The sequence below is a fragment of the Pedococcus badiiscoriae genome (assembly GCF_013408925.1).
In the GTDB taxonomy this organism is placed as follows: domain Bacteria; phylum Actinomycetota; class Actinomycetes; order Actinomycetales; family Dermatophilaceae; genus Pedococcus; species Pedococcus badiiscoriae.
The window spans coordinates 763,031-777,539 of sequence record NZ_JACCAB010000001.1 but is presented as its reverse complement, the minus strand read 5'-3'; the positions used below and the strand labels follow the sequence as shown (position 1 = coordinate 777,539).

The window sequence follows — 14,509 nt, the reverse complement described above, 5'->3', positions numbered from 1 at the left end:
CCCGACCTGAGAGTGGGTTGGCGCTCACTCACGTGACGAGGGCTCGAAGCATCGCGATCAAGGCGCGCAGCCGGCTGGCGTCGAACAGGTCGAGGCTGGTGATGCGGATGACGCGCAGCCCGGTCTCTTCCAGCAGCCTCGTGCGGGCGATGTCGTTCTGCCACTGACGCCGATCACTGCGGTGCTGGTCGCCCTCGTACTCGACCACGACACCGGCCTCACGCCACAGGAAGTCGACCCGCGCGAGGAAGTGACCGTCGGGTCCGTGGACCGTCGCGTTGAGCTCGGGCTCGGGCAGACCTGCCTCGATGAATGCCAACCGCGCCCTCGTCTCCATCGGCGACCCGCTCCCGGACCGCAACAGCCCTGCAGCGACCCGCAGCTTGCGAGCGCCCCGACGCGGGCCGTCCGCGCGACGCGGCCCCTCTTCGTGACGCGGCCCCTCTTCGTGACGCGGCCCCTCTCGGCCGCCACCCATGGCGACGAGCCCGTCCAGCAGGCGCGGGTCCCGGGTGGCGAAGGCGTCACCCGCGATGACGAGGTCGGTCACGGACAGCCCCGGCAGGCTGGCGAGGTCGGCCCAGGTCCAGGCTTCGGTGGTCGTGGGATGGCCACGCAGGATCCTGGTCTGCCGGTTCTCGAGGCCCCGATGACCGACGAACCCCGGCCTCCGGACCTGGGCGGAGCTGGTCGGCCGCACCACGTGGAGGCGTTCGTGCCGGCTCCAGACGGTCGGCAGCGGGAGCCGGAAGAGACGAGCCGCCGTGAGGTGTGACCAGGCCCAGGGCGGGGGGAGGGCAAGCGCCAGGTCGGCGGCCAGCTCGTCGATGGTGGTGGCTCCGCGATGCGAACGCAGGCCCTTGGCCGGGGTGTGGAGGTCGCGCGCCCGGAGCCGGTACTCAGGAACGTCGGCGGCCACGGCTTCGGCCACAGTGAACGCGCGGCCGACGAGCGAGGAGGGCAGCGGGCGGCGGGGCAGCGGCATCGTCCGAGCATGGCCTCGCAGGGTCGGACGGGGCCGCCCTCCTCCACAGGGCGGGTCTCAGCGAGCGCCAACCCACCCTCTGACCCGGCCTGAGAGTGGGTTGGCGCTCACTCAGAGGCGCGGAGGGGCGGTGGGGCGTCAGCCCGCGAAGGTGACGGTGACCGTGCTGGGGTCGCCGTGGGTCTTGGCCGTATGCCACTGCCAACCCGAGGCGTCGCGCGTGCGCGTCCACTCCCGCGACCCGACGCGCACCGAGGTGGCGCCGTGCTGAGAGGCCTTCGCCACGGCATACGCGCCGGCACTCCAGGCGGCGCGCTCCGAGGCGGCGTTCACCGTGAGCGTCCGGCCACTGACCTCGGAGCTCACGCCCAGCTCGGTCTTCAGGGCGGCCTTGAGCGCCGCCGGGTCGCCGGTCGTCGCGTCGTCGAGCCGGCACCCCAGGCCCGCGGGGGAGTGGCCGCTGAGGGTGGATGCGAGCAGCCGCCCTTCCTTCTCGTGGTCGGCGTAGGCGCCGGGGTTCGCGCTCCGCTGCACCTTCTGGGCGATGTCGGTGATCTTCATGCTCTGGTAGCCGTCGATCTTGACGAGCGCGTCGTAGAACTTGTTGGTCGCGTAGACGGGGTCGAGGATCTGGTTGACCGTGCCCCAACCCTGGCTCGGCCGCTGCTGGAACAACCCCACGGAGTCACGGTCGCCGTACCTGAGGTTGCGCAGCTTGGACTCCTGGATCGCGGTGGCGATCGCGATGGTGGCGGCCCGCGCGGGCAGGCCGCGCTTCTCCGCGACCGCCTCGATCGTGGCCGCGTATGCCGTCTGGCTGGGGTCGAAGTCGACGCTCGAGCCCGTGGCGGTCGCCTGGCAGCGGGGGCCGCCGAAGTTGGTCAGGAGCCCGCGCGCTCCGACGATGCCAGCGCCGACGACTGCGCCGGCGAGGACGAGGATGACGACCCGCGTGACGAACCGGCGGGTCCGGGAGGGTCGCCGCTGCTCGGACAGCACGACCCCGCCGCGCCTAGTCGTTGGCATGGAGGGCCGAGTTCAGGACGATGCCGTGGCCGTCGCGGGCGCGAGCCTCGACCGTCCCGGTCACGGAGTTTCGGATGAAGAGCAGGTTGGACTGGCCGGACAGGTCGCGTGCCTTGACCACCCTGCCGTCGGTCAGCGTCACCTTGGTGCCCGCCGTGAGGTAGAGCCCGGCCTCGACGACGCAGTCGTCACCGAGGGCGATGCCCAGGCCTGACTCGGCGCCGAGCAGGCAGCGCTCGCCGATGCTGACGCGCTCGGTGCCGCCGCCCGACAGCGTGCCCATCGTGGACGCGCCGCCGCCGATGTCGGAGCCGTCGCCGACGACGACGCCCTGGCTGATCCGACCTTCGACCATGGAGTGGCCGAGCGTGCCGGCGTTGTAGTTGACGAAACCCTCGTGCATCACGGTCGTGCCGGGGGCGAGGTGAGCACCGAGGCGGACGCGGTCGGCGTCGGCGATGCGGACCCCCGCGGGCACGACGTAGTCGGCCATCCTCGGGAACTTGTCCACCCCGAGCACCTGCACCGGGCCGCGGGCTCGCATCGTGGCGCGGGTCAGCTCGAAGCCGTCCACGACGCAGGGCCCCTGGGTGGTCCAGACGACGTTGACCAGGACGCCGAAGAGGCCGTCGAGGTTGATCGTGTTGGGTGCGACCAGCGTGTGCGAGAGCAGGTGCAGGCGCAGGTAGGCGTCGGCCGGGTCAGCCGGCGGCGCGTCGAGGTCGATCTCGGTGGTCACGACCTCACGGCGGACCTTGCGCACGTCGTCCTTGCCCACCAACGCCTCCAGCTCGGCCATGGGCCGGCTATCGGCCGGCCGGGCGCCGAGGGCAGGCTGCGGGAACCAGGCGTCGAGCACCGCACCGTCATCGTGCACGGTCGCCAGTCCATGGCCCCAGGCCCTGCGTTCGGTCGTCATGGGGACCAGCCTACGAGAGCAGTGCCCGCCGGCCGGAATCGTGTCATCAGTACTCTCTCAGCATGGCGACCCCCACTCCCCTCGACCTCTCCGCCGACATCGTCAGCCTCACCGCGGCCCTGTGCGACATCGAGTCGGTGTCGCGTGACGAGGCGGCCCTCTGTGACGCGATCGAGGCAGCACTGGCCCCGCTGACCCACCTCGAGGTCACCCGGATCGGCAACACGCTGGTCGCCCGGACCGACCTCGGTCGGGACGAGCGGGTCGTGCTCGCCGGACACATCGACACCGTCCCGCTGACCCAGGACCCGGCCAACCTGCCGACCCAGCTCCACGGCGACGACCTCTGGGGCCGTGGCACGGTCGACATGAAGGGTGGCGTCGCCGTCCAGCTCAAGGCAGCCCTCGTGGCCGAGCCGAGCCGCGACGTCACCTTCGTCTTCTACGAGGGCGAGGAGATCGACAGCGAGTTCAACGGCCTGCTCCACATCCACCAGCAGCGTCCCGACCTCATCGAGGACGCCCACTTCGCCGTGCTGCTCGAGCCGACCGGCGCGATCGTCGAGGGTGGGTGCAAGGGCACCCTGCGCGCCGAGGTCGTGACCAAGGGCATCGCCGCGCACTCGGCCCGTCCCTGGAACGGCCACAACGCCATCCACGACGCCGCCGAGGTCCTGACGAGGCTCGCGACGTACCAGCCCGAGACCGTGGTGGTCGACGGGCTGGAGTACCGCGAGGCGATGAACGCCGTGGGGATCGCTGGGGGGATTGCCGGCAACGTCATCCCCGACCGCTGCGTCGTGACCGTCAACTACCGCTACGCCCCGGACAAGTCGCCGCAGGAGGCGCTTGCCGTCGTGCACCAGCTGTTCAGCGGCTACGTCGTCGAGGTGAAGGACAACGCCCCCGGCGCCCGCCCCGGCCTGCACCTGCCGGCAGCCACCGCGTTCGTCGAGGCCCTGGGAGTCGACGTCGTGGCCAAGCAGGGCTGGACCGATGTCGCCCGGTTCTCCGCCATGGGCGTGCCAGCCGTGAACTTCGGCCCGGGCGACCCGAACCTGGCCCACCACGACGAGGAGCGCTGCCCCGTCAGCCAGCTGGTGTCCGCGGAGGCCGCCCTGCTCCGCTGGCTCGCCTGATCCGGCGCCCAGCGGCCGGCACCCGCGCTCCCGCCGGCTCGCCGAGGTCACCCCTCGAGGGACTCCCCGAAGCCCAGCGGCGCACGGGTGACGAGATAGGTGGCCCAGTTCATCTTCACCACGGTGCCGTCGGCGTCGCGGGTGACCCGGAGCTGCTCGCCCCGCTCGCGCCCCGACACCGTGCGGAAGGTGCTGTCGTCGAGCCGCTCGAAGACCGACGGCGCCCGGTCCGCGGGCGCTGCGTCGGCACGGGCCTCGAGTCGGCCCTCGCGCACCGTGAACGTGTACCCGGAGCCCTCGGAGAACCACCGGCCCAGCAGGGGCTCGAGCTCGGGGGCCACGGACGTCCCGGGACGCCACGGCTCCTGGGGTGCGGGGTCGTGGTCCAGGACGTGCTCGCCCAGGGCGATCGCCAGCGCTGCCGGGTCGGGCGAGGAGGTGCTGTTCATCAGCACGATCCCGCCGGTGCCGCTCTCGCGGTGGGTGAAGACCCCGGACACCTGTCCCGGCATCCCGCCGGTGTGCCCCACCCAGGTCCGGCTGGTGGTCGAGCTGGTCGAGCTGGTCGAGCGCATCAGGAAGAAGCCCAGACCCATCGCACCGCTCCAGCCCTCGGGGTCGACGAGGAGCTGCGGCTGGCACATCTCCTCGAGGGTGTCGGCGGAAAGGACGGCCGGGTCCGGGTCGGCGACGAACCCGGACCACCTGGCGAGGTCGGTGACGGTGCTGGCCAGCGCTCCGCAGGGCCCCATCGCCCGCAGATCGAGCACAGGCTCGACGCGCGGGACGTCGTGGAACGGCGACAGGTGGTAGCCGGTGGCCCGGGGGCCGCCGTCGAACCCGACAGTGGTGCGGGTCATCCCCAGCGGCTCGAGGATCCGGGCTCGCAGCGACTCCTCCCACGGCCGGCCGTCCAGCCGCTCGACGAGCTGGCCGAGCACGGCATACACGATGTTGGAGTAGTGCCAGTGGTCGTGCGGCCGGCCGACGCGCTCGATGGCGTTGAAGTCGCTCATCAGGGTGGCGGCGTCGGGTTGCTCCAGTGTCTCCCAGATGTCGCCGAGCGGCTCGCGGGCCAGGCCCGTGGCGTGGGACAGGGCCTGTCGCACCGTGGCTCGCTGGGTCACCCCGGGCAGGTGCTGGTCGAGGGTGTCGTCGAGGTCGAGCCGTCCCTCGTCGCGCAGCGCCATCACGAGCACCGCGGTGAAGCTCTTGGTGTTCGAGGCGATGAGGAACTGGTCGTCCGGCCCGGGCACGCGCGGGGACGCGACGTCGACGGTGCCGATGCCGTCGGTCCACAGCGGCTCCCCGTGACGGACCACGGCAGCGGCCAGACCCGGCACGCGGCCGGTCCGCTGGCGCTCCAGCGCGAGGTCCCGCAGACGGCGGTGGGTGGTGTCCTGCAGGCGAGTGTCCACCCGCCGACCCTAGCGACGGGACCCGTCGGCGCTCGTCCACCGGCCGCGCTCGCGTAGGTTGGCCGACGTGAGCGACGAAACCCAGACCTCCGGCGCCACCGAGCGCGACTACGACTACCACACGGGTCCGGTGACCCTGCGGGGTTCGCGGGTGCCGGCCTCGACCACCGACCAGCGACTGCTCGACAGCGGTGGCTCGAGCGAGTGGCTGCACACCGACCCGTGGCGGGTGATGCGGATCCAGAGCGAGTTCGTCGAAGGCTTCGGCGCGCTGGCCGAGCTCGGCCCCGCCGTGAGCGTGTTCGGCTCGGCCCGCACCAAGCCCGGCACCCCCTTCTACGACATGGGCACCCAGGTGGGTCGTCGGCTCGTCGAGGCGGGGTATGCCGTCATCACTGGCGGCGGCCCCGGCGCCATGGAGGCTGCCAACAAGGGTGCCCGCGACGCCGGTGGCGCCTCGGTGGGGCTGGGCATCGAGCTGCCGTTCGAGCAGGGCCTCAACGAGTACGTCAACCTGGGCGTGAACTTCCGGTACTTCTTCGCGCGCAAGACCATGTTCGTCAAGTACGCGCAGGGGTTCATCGTGCTGCCGGGTGGTTTCGGCACCCTCGACGAGCTCTTCGAGGCCGTCACGCTCGTGCAGACCCAGAAGGTGACGTCGTTCCCGATCGTCTTGATGGGCACCGAGTACTGGGGCGGGTTGTTCGACTGGCTGCGCAGCACCGTCCTGGACGCGGGCACCGTGAGCCGCAAGGACGTCGACCTGCTGCACCTGACCGACGACGTCGACGAGGCCGTCCGCATCGTCACCGACGCCGAGGAACCGGTCGACCCCAAGTACCCCGAGTAGCCCCGAGCACCCCGCGCACAGAGGGCCTCGGCCCGGGATCTCCATCGCCCGCTGGCATGGACGCGGCGGGCGGCTGGGCCCGATGATGGAGACGTGACCGTCTCGCCCCTTCCGCGACATGGTGACGTCATCGTCGGTCGGGACGTCGCCGGCCGCACGCTGCGCATCTCGGGTCACCCGGATTCCGGGCGCGTGGTGCTGTCGATCTGGCAGGACACCGTCTGCCGCGCCACCCTGCGCCTGTCGCCCGACGACGTGCCGCAGTTCGTCGAGATGCTCACGCGCTGCGCGATCGCGCGGTCCGACACGGCCGGCCCCGCGACCAGCGAGGATGCCGGCCGCGGGCTTCGCGACCTCGGCACGGCGGGCTGACTAGGTCGTCACAGGAGTTCGTGCGACGATCGCCCGGTGATCTGGGTCTTCTTCATCGCGGTCGGCGTGCTGGTCATCGGCGCGTTCGCCGCCCTCGTCGCCGGACGGGTCGGCTACGACCCCCTCGCAGAGGCGACCAGGACCCAGGCCGACCCGGTCCTCACCCAGGACTTCGGCTCCGGGGAGATCTCTGCCCTGCGGTTCGACACGGCTCTGCGCGGCTACCGGATGGACCAGGTGGACGCAGTGCTCGACCAGCTCCAGGCCAGGATCGCGGAGCTCGAGGCCGGCAGCGACCCCCGCCGCTGACCCATGGCCGAACTCCACCTCATCCGCTACTGCGCCGCGCCGTCCCCCACCGTGTGGGACGTCGTGACCGACTTCGCGGCATACGGGGACTGGATGCCGCTCACCCGCATGAGGGTCGACGCGGGCTCTCCGCGGCCGGGCTGGGGTTTCGCGGGTCTGAGCGGGCTGGGGCCCCTGGCGTTCTCCGACTCCATGCTCGTGACGATCTGGGAGCCGCCGGACGCGGCGGGGGTGGGCCGCTTCCGGGTCGTCAAGACGGGTCGGCTGCTCGGGGGCTGGGCGGAGATCCGCGTTGAACCGGTGGGCGACGGCACGCGTCTGGACTGGCGTGAGGACGTCGTGGTGCGGCCCCTGCCGTTCAAGCGCGCCTTCGCGCCGGTGCTGCGCCGGGCGAGCGACTGGCTCTACGGCCGAGCCGTGGACGCCATGATCGCCCGGGCCGACGAGCGCCACCGGTGAGCGGCCTGACGGTGGGCGCCGACGGGCTCGCCCGGTGCGCCTGGGCCGGCTCGGCGCCCGAGTACCTCGCCTACCACGACACGGAGTGGGGTGTGCCCGTCCACGGCGAGCAGCCGCTCTACGAGCGGCTCACCCTGGAGGCCTTCCAGTCCGGGCTCGCCTGGATCACCATCCTGCGCAAGCGCCAGGGTTTCCGCAGGGCCTTCGCCGACTTCGACCCCGAGGTCGTCGCGGCGTTCGGCGAGGCCGACCGCGCGCGCCTGATGTCCGACACCGGGATCGTCCGCAACCGCCTCAAGGTCGACGCCGCCATCCACAACGCCGCGGCCGTGCTGGCGCTGCGGGAGCACGGTGGACTCGACCAGCTCATCTGGTCGCACGTCCCCGAGCACCACGTCGCCCCCGCGACCACGGACCAGCTGCGTGCCACCTCGCCGGAGTCGGTGGCGCTCGCGAAGGCGTTGAAGAAGGCCGGCTTCGTCTTCGTCGGCCCCACCACGATGTATGCCGCCATGCAGGCCTGCGGGCTGGTGGACGACCACCTGACCGGGTGCCACCGGGCCGGTGGGCCCCCGTGATGCGCACCCTCACCGCGAGGGTGGCTCTCGTCTACCTTGCGCTCCGCGCCGTGTCCGCCCTGCTGCTCGTGCTCGCCAGCCACGACCAGGCGGTCATGCCGGACTGGACCGGCCCGACCGTCGAACCCCTCGACATGACGGTGCTGTGGGACGGCAGCTGGTACCGGCACATCGCCGAGCACGGCTACCCGCACGTGCTGCCCGTCGACGGCGCGACCGGTCGCGTCGCGCAGAACGCCTGGGCGTTCTACCCGGTGTTCCCGCTGCTGTCCCGGATGCTCATGTCCGCCACGGGGCTCGGCTTCCCGATCGTGGCGTCGTCGCTGTCCCTGGTCTGCGGCCTGGGGGCTGCGGTCATCATGGCCAGGCTCCTGTCCGACCGGCTCGGCGACCGGGTGGCCCTGGCGACGGTCGCCGTCTGGGGTGCCTACCCGGCCGCCGTCGCGTTGCAGATCGCCTACACCGAGGCGATCGCGATGCTCGTCCTCTGCGCCCTGCTGTGGGCGCTGATGAAGCAGAACTGGCTGGCCACTGGCGCGCTCGCGCTGCTGCTCGGGGTGACCCGGCCCATCGCCGTCCCCGTGGCCGTCGTCGTGGCCGCGATGCTCTGGCTGCGGTGGCGTCGCCGCGCCACGGACCCCATCGACGCCGGGGAGTATGCCGCAGGGGCCTTCGCGCTGGTCGCCTCTGCCGTCGGCGCCGTGGCCTGGCCGCTCATCGCCTGGCAGGTCACCGGGTCGCGGACGGCGTACACCGACACGATGGCGGCCTGGCGCATGGGTGGGCGGATCGAGCCGTTCAAGCCGTGGCTCGGCATGTCGCAGTGGGCCTTCCGCGGCCTCGAAGGGGCCGACGTCTACGGACCGGTGGCCCTGGCGGGCCTCGTCACCACCATCGTCGTGCTCACCTGCGGTCCCTGGGCGACCCGGCTGGGACCTGAGCTGCGCGTCTGGTGCCTGGCCTACCCGGCATACCTCGCCGTGGTCCTCGACCCCTTCACCAGCATCTTCCGGTACGCCATCCCACTCTTCCCGCTGGTGGCGGTGGTGCTCGGCGGCGGCTGGCTGGACCGCCCGGCGAGGTGGCTGTGGACCCGCACCGCCGTCCTGGTCGCCGTCGGCGTGGTGGGACAGATCCTGTGGATCTGGAAGCTGCTCGTCTTCGTCCCGCCGTCGGACTACCCGCCGTGACCGTGACCGGCCTGCGGGCCATCGTGACGTCCCAGGGCCGCAGTGCCCTGGGCCAGTGGGCGCTGCGTCGCCCGGTCGTGTTCCTGCTGCTGGTGTATGCCGTGACCCGGGTCATCGCCTTCGTCGCCATCTGGGTGGCGGCGACGTGGTTCCAGACGCCGGCCGGGGTCGGTCACATCGACCCGTCCGTCGGCGACATCCTGCGTGGCTGGGACAGCATCTGGTACCGGCGGGTCGCGACGCAGGGCTATCCCGTCCCGTTGCCCGCGGATCCCGACACCGGGCTGCTCACCTACAGCGCGTGGGCGTTCTACCCGGCCTTCCCCATGATGGTGCGGGCCCTGATGGCCATCGGGCTGCCGTTCGAGGTGGCCGGGGTGGGGCTCAACCTCGTGCTCGGCGCCGGTTGCACCCTGCTGGTGTGGCGCTGCTTCAACTATGCGGTGCACGCCTCGCCACAGCCGGCGCGTGAGCGGCTGGCGCTGGTCACCGGCGCACTCTGGTGCCTCTATCCCGCGACCAGCATCCTCGTCATGCCATACACCGAGGCCCTGGCCGGAGTGCTCATCGCGGGATCCCTGCTGCTGCTCATGCAGCGTCGGTATGCGTGGGTGGCGGTCGTGACCATCGTCCTGGGTTTCACCCGTGCCGCGGCTCCGGCGATCGCCTGCGCGGCGATCGCGCACCTGGTGCTGCGCTGGCGGGAGGACAAGGCGGCCGGGGTGGTGCCGCTGCGCGGCCAGCGCGTCTCGGCCGCCCTGATGCTCGTGTCCACGGCGGTGTCCTCGGTCGCCTGGCCGGTCGTGGTCGGGGTCATCAGCGGGCTGCCGATGGCCTTCTTCGACGTGCAGGCGGCCTGGGGCCAGAAGCCTGCCTCCGGCCCGTTCGTGCTCTGGCTGTCGTGGGCCTGGGAGGCGCACGGCGTGGCCGGGGTGACGATCCTGGTGGCCCTGGTGGCCACCTACATCGCGCTCATCGTGGGTCGGCACGGTCGGTGGCTGGCGGTCGAGCTGCGGGTGTGGGCGCTGGCCTACCCGCTGTACCTGCTCGCGGTCGTGCGACCGATCACCAGCATGTGGCGCTTCCTGCTGCTGGACTTCCCGATCGCCGCAGTGGTCGCCTCCGTGGCGATGCGCACGTCGACCGGGGCCCGGGTCGTGGCCCACTGGCGTCGCCGGGTCGGGGTCGTCGCGGTGACCCTGCTCATCGGGCTCTTCTGGTTCACCTGCACCCTGCTGACGTACACGCCCTGGGCGTCCACGCCTCCGTGACCGGACGGCATACCTGCTTTTGGGTGCTGTCCCGCCGCTCGTGTCACTCGCCGGTGAAGGTGGGCTTCTCCTTGGCCAGGAAGGCCGCGACCGCGGCGCGGTGGTCGGCGGTCGCCCCGGTGAGGCTCATGTACTCACCCTCCCGCGCAAGGGACTCGCTCAGGCCGTGCCCCGCACTGAACGCCACGGCGCGGCGGATCGAGCCGTAGGCCAGCGTCGGTCCCGCCGCCAGGGTCGTCGCCAGCTCGCGCACCGCCGACTCGAAGTCCTCGGCCGACACGACGCGGGTGACCAGCCCCAGGGCCAGGCACTCGTCCGCCGGGACGGTGCGCGGCAGCAGGAGGAGCTCCTTGGCCCTGGCCGGGCCGACGATCCGCTGCAGCGACCAGGACGTCCCGGAGTCGCAGGACAGCGCGATGCCGGCGAACGCCAGGTTGAAGCCCGCCGTGTCGACCAGGACGCGGAAGTCCGCGGCGAGGGCGAAGCCCGCACCAGCGCCGGCAGCGACACCGTTGACGGCAGCGATGACGGGCTTGTCCATCGTGGCGAGCAGCTCGACGATCGGGTTGTAGTGCTTCGCGACGGTGTCCCACAGGGCCGGGTCGTCGCGCTGCAGGAAGGTGACGTGCTCACGCAGGTCCTGCCCCACGCAGAAGGCTCGACCACTGCCGGTCAGCACCACGCAGCGCACCGTCCGGTCCTCGGCGACGTCGGTCAGGGCTGTGACCAGCGCTTCCTTGGTGGCGATGTCGAGGGAGTTCATCGCCTCGGGGCGGTTCAGCCGCACAGTGGCCACCGCGCCGTCCCGTTCGACGACGACGGGGGACTGCGGCGGGAGGGCGGTGTCGGCGGTGTCGGTCATGCGCGCCATCCTGCCGGACCGTCGTCCGACCCGGATTTCGCCTGTGAGCGGGTTCACGGGATAATGGAGCAAATCTGGCGCGCGCGGGGATGATCACAGGCACTGGCGTGGATCCGCGTGGCCAGCAGCCGACCACGCCAAACGGAAGGACACTCATGGCGGCAATGAAGCCGAGGACCGGCGACGGCCCGCTCGAGGTGACCAAGGAAGGTCGCGGCATCGTGCTGCGCATGCCCCTCGAAGGCGGCGGTCGCCTCGTGGTCGAGATGACCCCAGACGAGGTCCGCGCGCTCGGCGACGCGATCACCAACTGCGAGGGCCTCAAGTAGCCTTCACCGCACGTTTCGAGGACCCCCGGCGGCAGCGACCGTCGGGGGTCCTCGCGCGTCCACCGGGTGTGCCGCGGGCCGACCGTGGGCGGCGTGAGGGGAAGGACGGGCGGTGGGGCCCAGGTGGGTAGGGTCGGGTCCGTGCCTGCACCCGAACTGCTCGATCCCGCGTCCAGCGCCTGGACGACCTCCGCCGAACCCCTGGCGGACGTCCTCGCCGACCTCGATCCCACCGACCTCGTGCTGGCAGTGCCGGTCCCCACCGGCGGCCTGCCCGCGACCGGAGCGGTGCCGGCCGCCCTGGCCCTGGTGGGCCTCGACGCCGGCGACGTGGTGGCAGCGCACGAGCCCACGGCGAAGGCTGGTTCGATCACCCGGATCCCGCTGGTCCCGGGGGAGCGACCCGTCCGGACGGTGCTGCTGGTGGGGGTCGCGGACTCGAGCCCGTCGCAGCTGCGGACGGCTGGTGCCGCCCTCGGGCGGGCCGTGAAGGGCCGCGCCGCCGTCGTGAGCCTGCTCGGCAGTGGTGCGGCCCGTGCCGCGCAGTCCGCCCTGGCGGAGGGACTGGCACTCGGCGGGTACTCCAGCCCGCGGTGGGTCGGCGACAAAGCCACGCCCGCCACCGCCCCCGTGGGGGAGATCGTGCTCGTCGGCTCCTTCGACGACCCGACGGTCCGGCGCTCGGTCGTGCGGGCCCGGGCCACCATGCTGGCCCGCAACCTCGCGGTCGTCCCGTCCAACATCAAGAACCCCGCCTGGGTCGCCGCCCAGGCCAGGACCCTGGCCGGCCGCAGCGGCCTCGACGTGCGCGTGTGGGGCGAGCGCGAGCTGAAGGCGGAGGGCTTCGGCGGCCTGCTGGCGGTGGGCGCCGCTTCCGCGACCCCACCCCGGCTGGTCCAGCTGGACCACGTCCCGGCGGGAGCCACCGCGAGGACGCCGCGAGTCGTCCTGGTCGGCAAGGGGATCACCTTCGACACCGGCGGCCTCGACATCAAGCCCGCCGAGGCGATGCTCCCGATGAAGACCGACATGAGCGGTGCGGCCGTGGTGCTCGCCGTGCTCGCGGCCTGTCGTGAGCTCGACGTGCCGGTGAAGGTGACCGGGCTGCTGGCGCTCGCCGAGAACGGCGTCGGCGGCGCGGCATACCGTCCCTCTGACGTCATCACGCAGTACGGCGGTCGCACCGTCGAGATCGGCAACACGGACGCGGAGGGCCGCATCGTGATGGCCGACGCGCTCGCCTACGCGGACCTGCGCCTCGACCCGGCGGTGCTGCTCGACGTCGCGACGCTCACCGGGGCCGCCCGGGTGGCGCTGGGCCGGTCGATGGCCCCGGTCTTCGGCACCGACGACGCCGTCACCGCCGCTCTCGTCGCGGCGGGTGAGGCGACCGGGGAGCTGCTGTGGCCGATGCCCCTGGTGGAGGACTACCGCGCCGGCCTGGACAGCGACGTGGCGGACATCAACCACATAGCGGGCAGCGGAGGCGGCGGCGGCTCGATCTCGGCAGCATTGTTCCTGCGCGAGTTCGTGGGCGCGCGACGCTGGGCACACCTCGACATCGCCGGGGTCGGTCGCTCGGACGTCGACCGCGGACTGCTGACCAAGGGCGGGACGGGCTTCGGTGCCCGCCTGCTGCTGACCTGGCTGGAGGAGATGTCATGAACGCCGGATACGGACTGAGCGTGCGGTGGTCCCTGGAGGCCGCAGGAGGTGGCGTCGCCCAGGAGCTGCGTGACTACGTCGTGGGCACGTCCATGGCCAAGTTCATGTTCCTCGACGGTCTGGCCTTCAAGACCTGGCGGATGGTCGAGGGCCAGTGGTTCGAGGGCACCTACGTCTTCGACGAGAAGGTCTACCGCGACGACTTCCAGCGTGAGTTCGCCGCGACCGCGGCCGAGTCCGCGGGCAGCGAGATCATCGGTTCCGCCCCGATCCTGATCGAGCCGTTCGAGGTGGTGGCCATCGCCGAGGGCCCCGGTCGGTTCCGCCGCGGGCCGGGCCCCGGCACCGCCTGACCACATGACCGCCTGACCGTCTTGCGATCGGCTCAGCCCGACGGGGTCAGCGCTTGACGGCCGCCAGGACGCCGTCGCCCACCGGCAACAGCGCCGGGATCAGCCGCTCGTCGTCCCGCAGGGCCTTGCCCAGGTCGCGCAGCACCGATGTCTGCTGGTCGCGCGCCGCCGGGTCGGCCACCTTGTCGTGCCAGAGCATGTTGTCGAGCACGAGCACCCCACCCGAACGCAGCAGCCTGACGCCGTGGCTGACGTACTCCGGGTACTCCACCTTGTCGCCGTCGATGACGACCATGTCGTACGCGCCGTCCGTCATCCGGGGGAGCACGTCCAGGGCCCGGCCGGTGATGACCCGGGTGCGCTGGTGGGCGATCCCGGCCTCGGCGTAGGCCTTCTTCGCCACTCCCTGGTGCTCGGCCTCCACGTCGATCGTCGTGAGGATGCCGTCCTCCGGCATGCCCTGCAGCAACCACAGCCCCGACGTACCGGCGCCGGTGCCCACCTCGACGACCGACTTGGCCTTCACCGCGGCCGCCAGCAGGCGCAGCAGCACCCCCGCGCCGTTGCCGACCGGCACGGCACCCAGCTCCTCGCCCCGACGCCGCGCGGACTCGATCACCTCGTTCTCGGTGACGAACTCCTCGGCGTAGGCCCAGCTGGCCGGCTTCTGTGCGCTCATGCGGCAAACCATACTGCCGCAAGCACGACGAACCGGGCACGCGGCATACAGGAAACGCTCAGGTTGTTGGGGAACGATGCAAGCGGTTCGGTCGTCTGGACCGAA

Annotated in this window: 17 protein-coding genes; 11 read left to right on the top strand and 6 right to left on the bottom strand. The window is 72.0% G+C overall.

Annotated features, from left to right (window positions below; translation table 11 throughout):
• Nucleotides 1-28: 28 nt before the first annotated feature.
• The 3 genes from BJ986_RS03660 to dapD form a co-directional block, all read right to left on the bottom strand.
• Nucleotides 29-985: a DUF559 domain-containing protein gene (locus BJ986_RS03660; protein ID WP_179420772.1), complete on the bottom strand. Its 957-nt coding sequence runs from the start codon at nt 983-985 to the stop codon at nt 29-31.
• 138 nt (nt 986-1,123) lie between these two features.
• Nucleotides 1,124-2,011, bottom strand: coding sequence for a hypothetical protein (locus tag BJ986_RS03655; protein WP_179420771.1), 888 nt, complete (start codon nt 2,009-2,011; stop codon nt 1,124-1,126).
• Nucleotides 1,998-2,930 carry a 2,3,4,5-tetrahydropyridine-2,6-dicarboxylate N-succinyltransferase gene (gene dapD / locus BJ986_RS03650; RefSeq protein ID WP_179420770.1) on the bottom strand — a complete coding sequence of 311 codons (933 nt, stop codon included), beginning with the start codon at nt 2,928-2,930 and terminating at the stop codon, nt 1,998-2,000. Before dapD ends, BJ986_RS03655 begins: the two co-directional genes overlap by 14 nt.
• A 62-nt stretch (nt 2,931-2,992) precedes the next feature.
• Between dapD and dapE the strand changes: the two genes are divergently transcribed.
• A complete protein-coding gene (dapE, locus tag BJ986_RS03645) occupies nt 2,993-4,069 on the top strand; it encodes a succinyl-diaminopimelate desuccinylase (RefSeq protein ID WP_179420769.1) in 1,077 nt (358 codons plus the stop codon).
• 47 nt (nt 4,070-4,116) lie between these two features.
• On the opposite strand, the gene BJ986_RS03640 is transcribed toward dapE, so the two are convergent.
• Nucleotides 4,117-5,487: a serine hydrolase domain-containing protein gene (locus BJ986_RS03640; protein ID WP_337794773.1), complete on the bottom strand. Its 1,371-nt coding sequence runs from the start codon at nt 5,485-5,487 to the stop codon at nt 4,117-4,119.
• A 67-nt stretch (nt 5,488-5,554) separates the two neighbouring features.
• Between BJ986_RS03640 and BJ986_RS03635 the strand changes: the two genes are divergently transcribed.
• The 7 genes from BJ986_RS03635 (at nt 5,555) to BJ986_RS03605 (ending at nt 10,516) form a co-directional block, all read left to right on the top strand.
• A complete protein-coding gene (locus BJ986_RS03635) occupies nt 5,555-6,337 on the top strand; it encodes a TIGR00730 family Rossman fold protein (RefSeq protein ID WP_179420768.1) in 783 nt (260 codons plus the stop codon).
• 93 nt (nt 6,338-6,430) lie between these two features.
• Entirely contained in the window at nt 6,431-6,709 is a 279-nt protein-coding gene (locus BJ986_RS03630; RefSeq protein WP_179420767.1) for a hypothetical protein, read from the top strand.
• A gap of 36 nt (nt 6,710-6,745) precedes the next feature.
• Nucleotides 6,746-7,018 (top strand): DivIVA domain-containing protein, encoded by a 273-nt coding sequence (locus BJ986_RS03625; RefSeq protein WP_179420766.1) that lies wholly within the window; start codon nt 6,746-6,748, stop codon nt 7,016-7,018.
• 3 nt (nt 7,019-7,021) lie between these two features.
• Nucleotides 7,022-7,477: an SRPBCC family protein gene (locus BJ986_RS03620; RefSeq protein ID WP_179420765.1), complete on the top strand. Its 456-nt coding sequence runs from the start codon at nt 7,022-7,024 to the stop codon at nt 7,475-7,477.
• Complete coding sequence (locus BJ986_RS03615; protein WP_179420764.1) at nt 7,474-8,055, top strand: DNA-3-methyladenine glycosylase I; 582 nt, start codon at nt 7,474-7,476, stop codon at nt 8,053-8,055. Before BJ986_RS03620 ends, BJ986_RS03615 begins: the two co-directional genes overlap by 4 nt.
• The gene (locus BJ986_RS03610) at nt 8,055-9,245 is read left to right on the top strand and encodes a hypothetical protein (RefSeq protein WP_179420763.1); all 1,191 of its coding nucleotides are present in this window, start codon (nt 8,055-8,057) and stop codon (nt 9,243-9,245) included. Before BJ986_RS03615 ends, BJ986_RS03610 begins: the two co-directional genes overlap by 1 nt.
• Nucleotides 9,242-10,516: a hypothetical protein gene (locus tag BJ986_RS03605; RefSeq protein WP_179420762.1), complete on the top strand. Its 1,275-nt coding sequence runs from the start codon at nt 9,242-9,244 to the stop codon at nt 10,514-10,516. The genes BJ986_RS03610 and BJ986_RS03605 overlap by 4 nt, the downstream gene beginning before the upstream one ends.
• Nucleotides 10,517-10,559: 43 nt before the next feature.
• Here BJ986_RS03605 and BJ986_RS03600 read toward each other — a convergent pair whose 3' ends face one another.
• Complete coding sequence (locus tag BJ986_RS03600; protein ID WP_179420761.1) at nt 10,560-11,378, bottom strand: enoyl-CoA hydratase/isomerase family protein; 819 nt, start codon at nt 11,376-11,378, stop codon at nt 10,560-10,562.
• Between the two features lie 155 nt (nt 11,379-11,533).
• Between BJ986_RS03600 and BJ986_RS03595 the strand changes: the two genes are divergently transcribed.
• From BJ986_RS03595 to BJ986_RS03585, 3 genes are all read left to right on the top strand, one after another.
• Nucleotides 11,534-11,707, top strand: a complete 174-nt coding sequence (locus tag BJ986_RS03595) for a DUF3117 domain-containing protein (RefSeq protein WP_082592686.1) — start codon at nt 11,534-11,536, stop codon at nt 11,705-11,707.
• Nucleotides 11,708-11,848: 141 nt separating this feature from the next.
• Nucleotides 11,849-13,372 (top strand): M17 family peptidase N-terminal domain-containing protein, encoded by a 1,524-nt coding sequence (locus BJ986_RS03590; protein ID WP_179420760.1) that lies wholly within the window; start codon nt 11,849-11,851, stop codon nt 13,370-13,372.
• Nucleotides 13,369-13,725, top strand: coding sequence for a hypothetical protein (locus BJ986_RS03585; protein ID WP_179420759.1), 357 nt, complete (start codon nt 13,369-13,371; stop codon nt 13,723-13,725). Before BJ986_RS03590 ends, BJ986_RS03585 begins: the two co-directional genes overlap by 4 nt.
• A gap of 46 nt (nt 13,726-13,771) precedes the next feature.
• Here BJ986_RS03585 and BJ986_RS03580 read toward each other — a convergent pair whose 3' ends face one another.
• Nucleotides 13,772-14,404 (bottom strand): O-methyltransferase, encoded by a 633-nt coding sequence (locus tag BJ986_RS03580; RefSeq protein WP_179420758.1) that lies wholly within the window; start codon nt 14,402-14,404, stop codon nt 13,772-13,774.
• Nucleotides 14,405-14,509: the final 105 nt, after the last annotated feature.

Bases quoted from the DNA above. Each gene is read 5' to 3' on its own strand.
- BJ986_RS03660 (WP_179420772.1), bottom strand. From the start codon at position 985: ATGCCGCTGCCCCGCCGCCCGCTGCCCTCCTCGCTCGTCGGCCGCGCG.
- BJ986_RS03655 (WP_179420771.1), bottom strand. From the start codon at position 2,011: ATGCCAACGACTAGGCGCGGCGGGGTCGTGCTGTCCGAGCAGCGGCGA.
- dapD (WP_179420770.1), bottom strand. From the start codon at position 2,930: ATGACGACCGAACGCAGGGCCTGGGGCCATGGACTGGCGACCGTGCAC.
- dapE (WP_179420769.1), top strand. From the start codon at position 2,993: ATGGCGACCCCCACTCCCCTCGACCTCTCCGCCGACATCGTCAGCCTC.
- BJ986_RS03620 (WP_179420765.1), top strand. From the start codon at position 7,022: ATGGCCGAACTCCACCTCATCCGCTACTGCGCCGCGCCGTCCCCCACC.
- BJ986_RS03610 (WP_179420763.1), top strand. From the start codon at position 8,055: ATGCGCACCCTCACCGCGAGGGTGGCTCTCGTCTACCTTGCGCTCCGC.
- BJ986_RS03600 (WP_179420761.1), bottom strand. From the start codon at position 11,378: ATGACCGACACCGCCGACACCGCCCTCCCGCCGCAGTCCCCCGTCGTC.
- BJ986_RS03595 (WP_082592686.1), top strand. From the start codon at position 11,534: ATGGCGGCAATGAAGCCGAGGACCGGCGACGGCCCGCTCGAGGTGACC.
- BJ986_RS03585 (WP_179420759.1), top strand. From the start codon at position 13,369: ATGAACGCCGGATACGGACTGAGCGTGCGGTGGTCCCTGGAGGCCGCA.
- BJ986_RS03580 (WP_179420758.1), bottom strand. From the start codon at position 14,404: ATGAGCGCACAGAAGCCGGCCAGCTGGGCCTACGCCGAGGAGTTCGTC.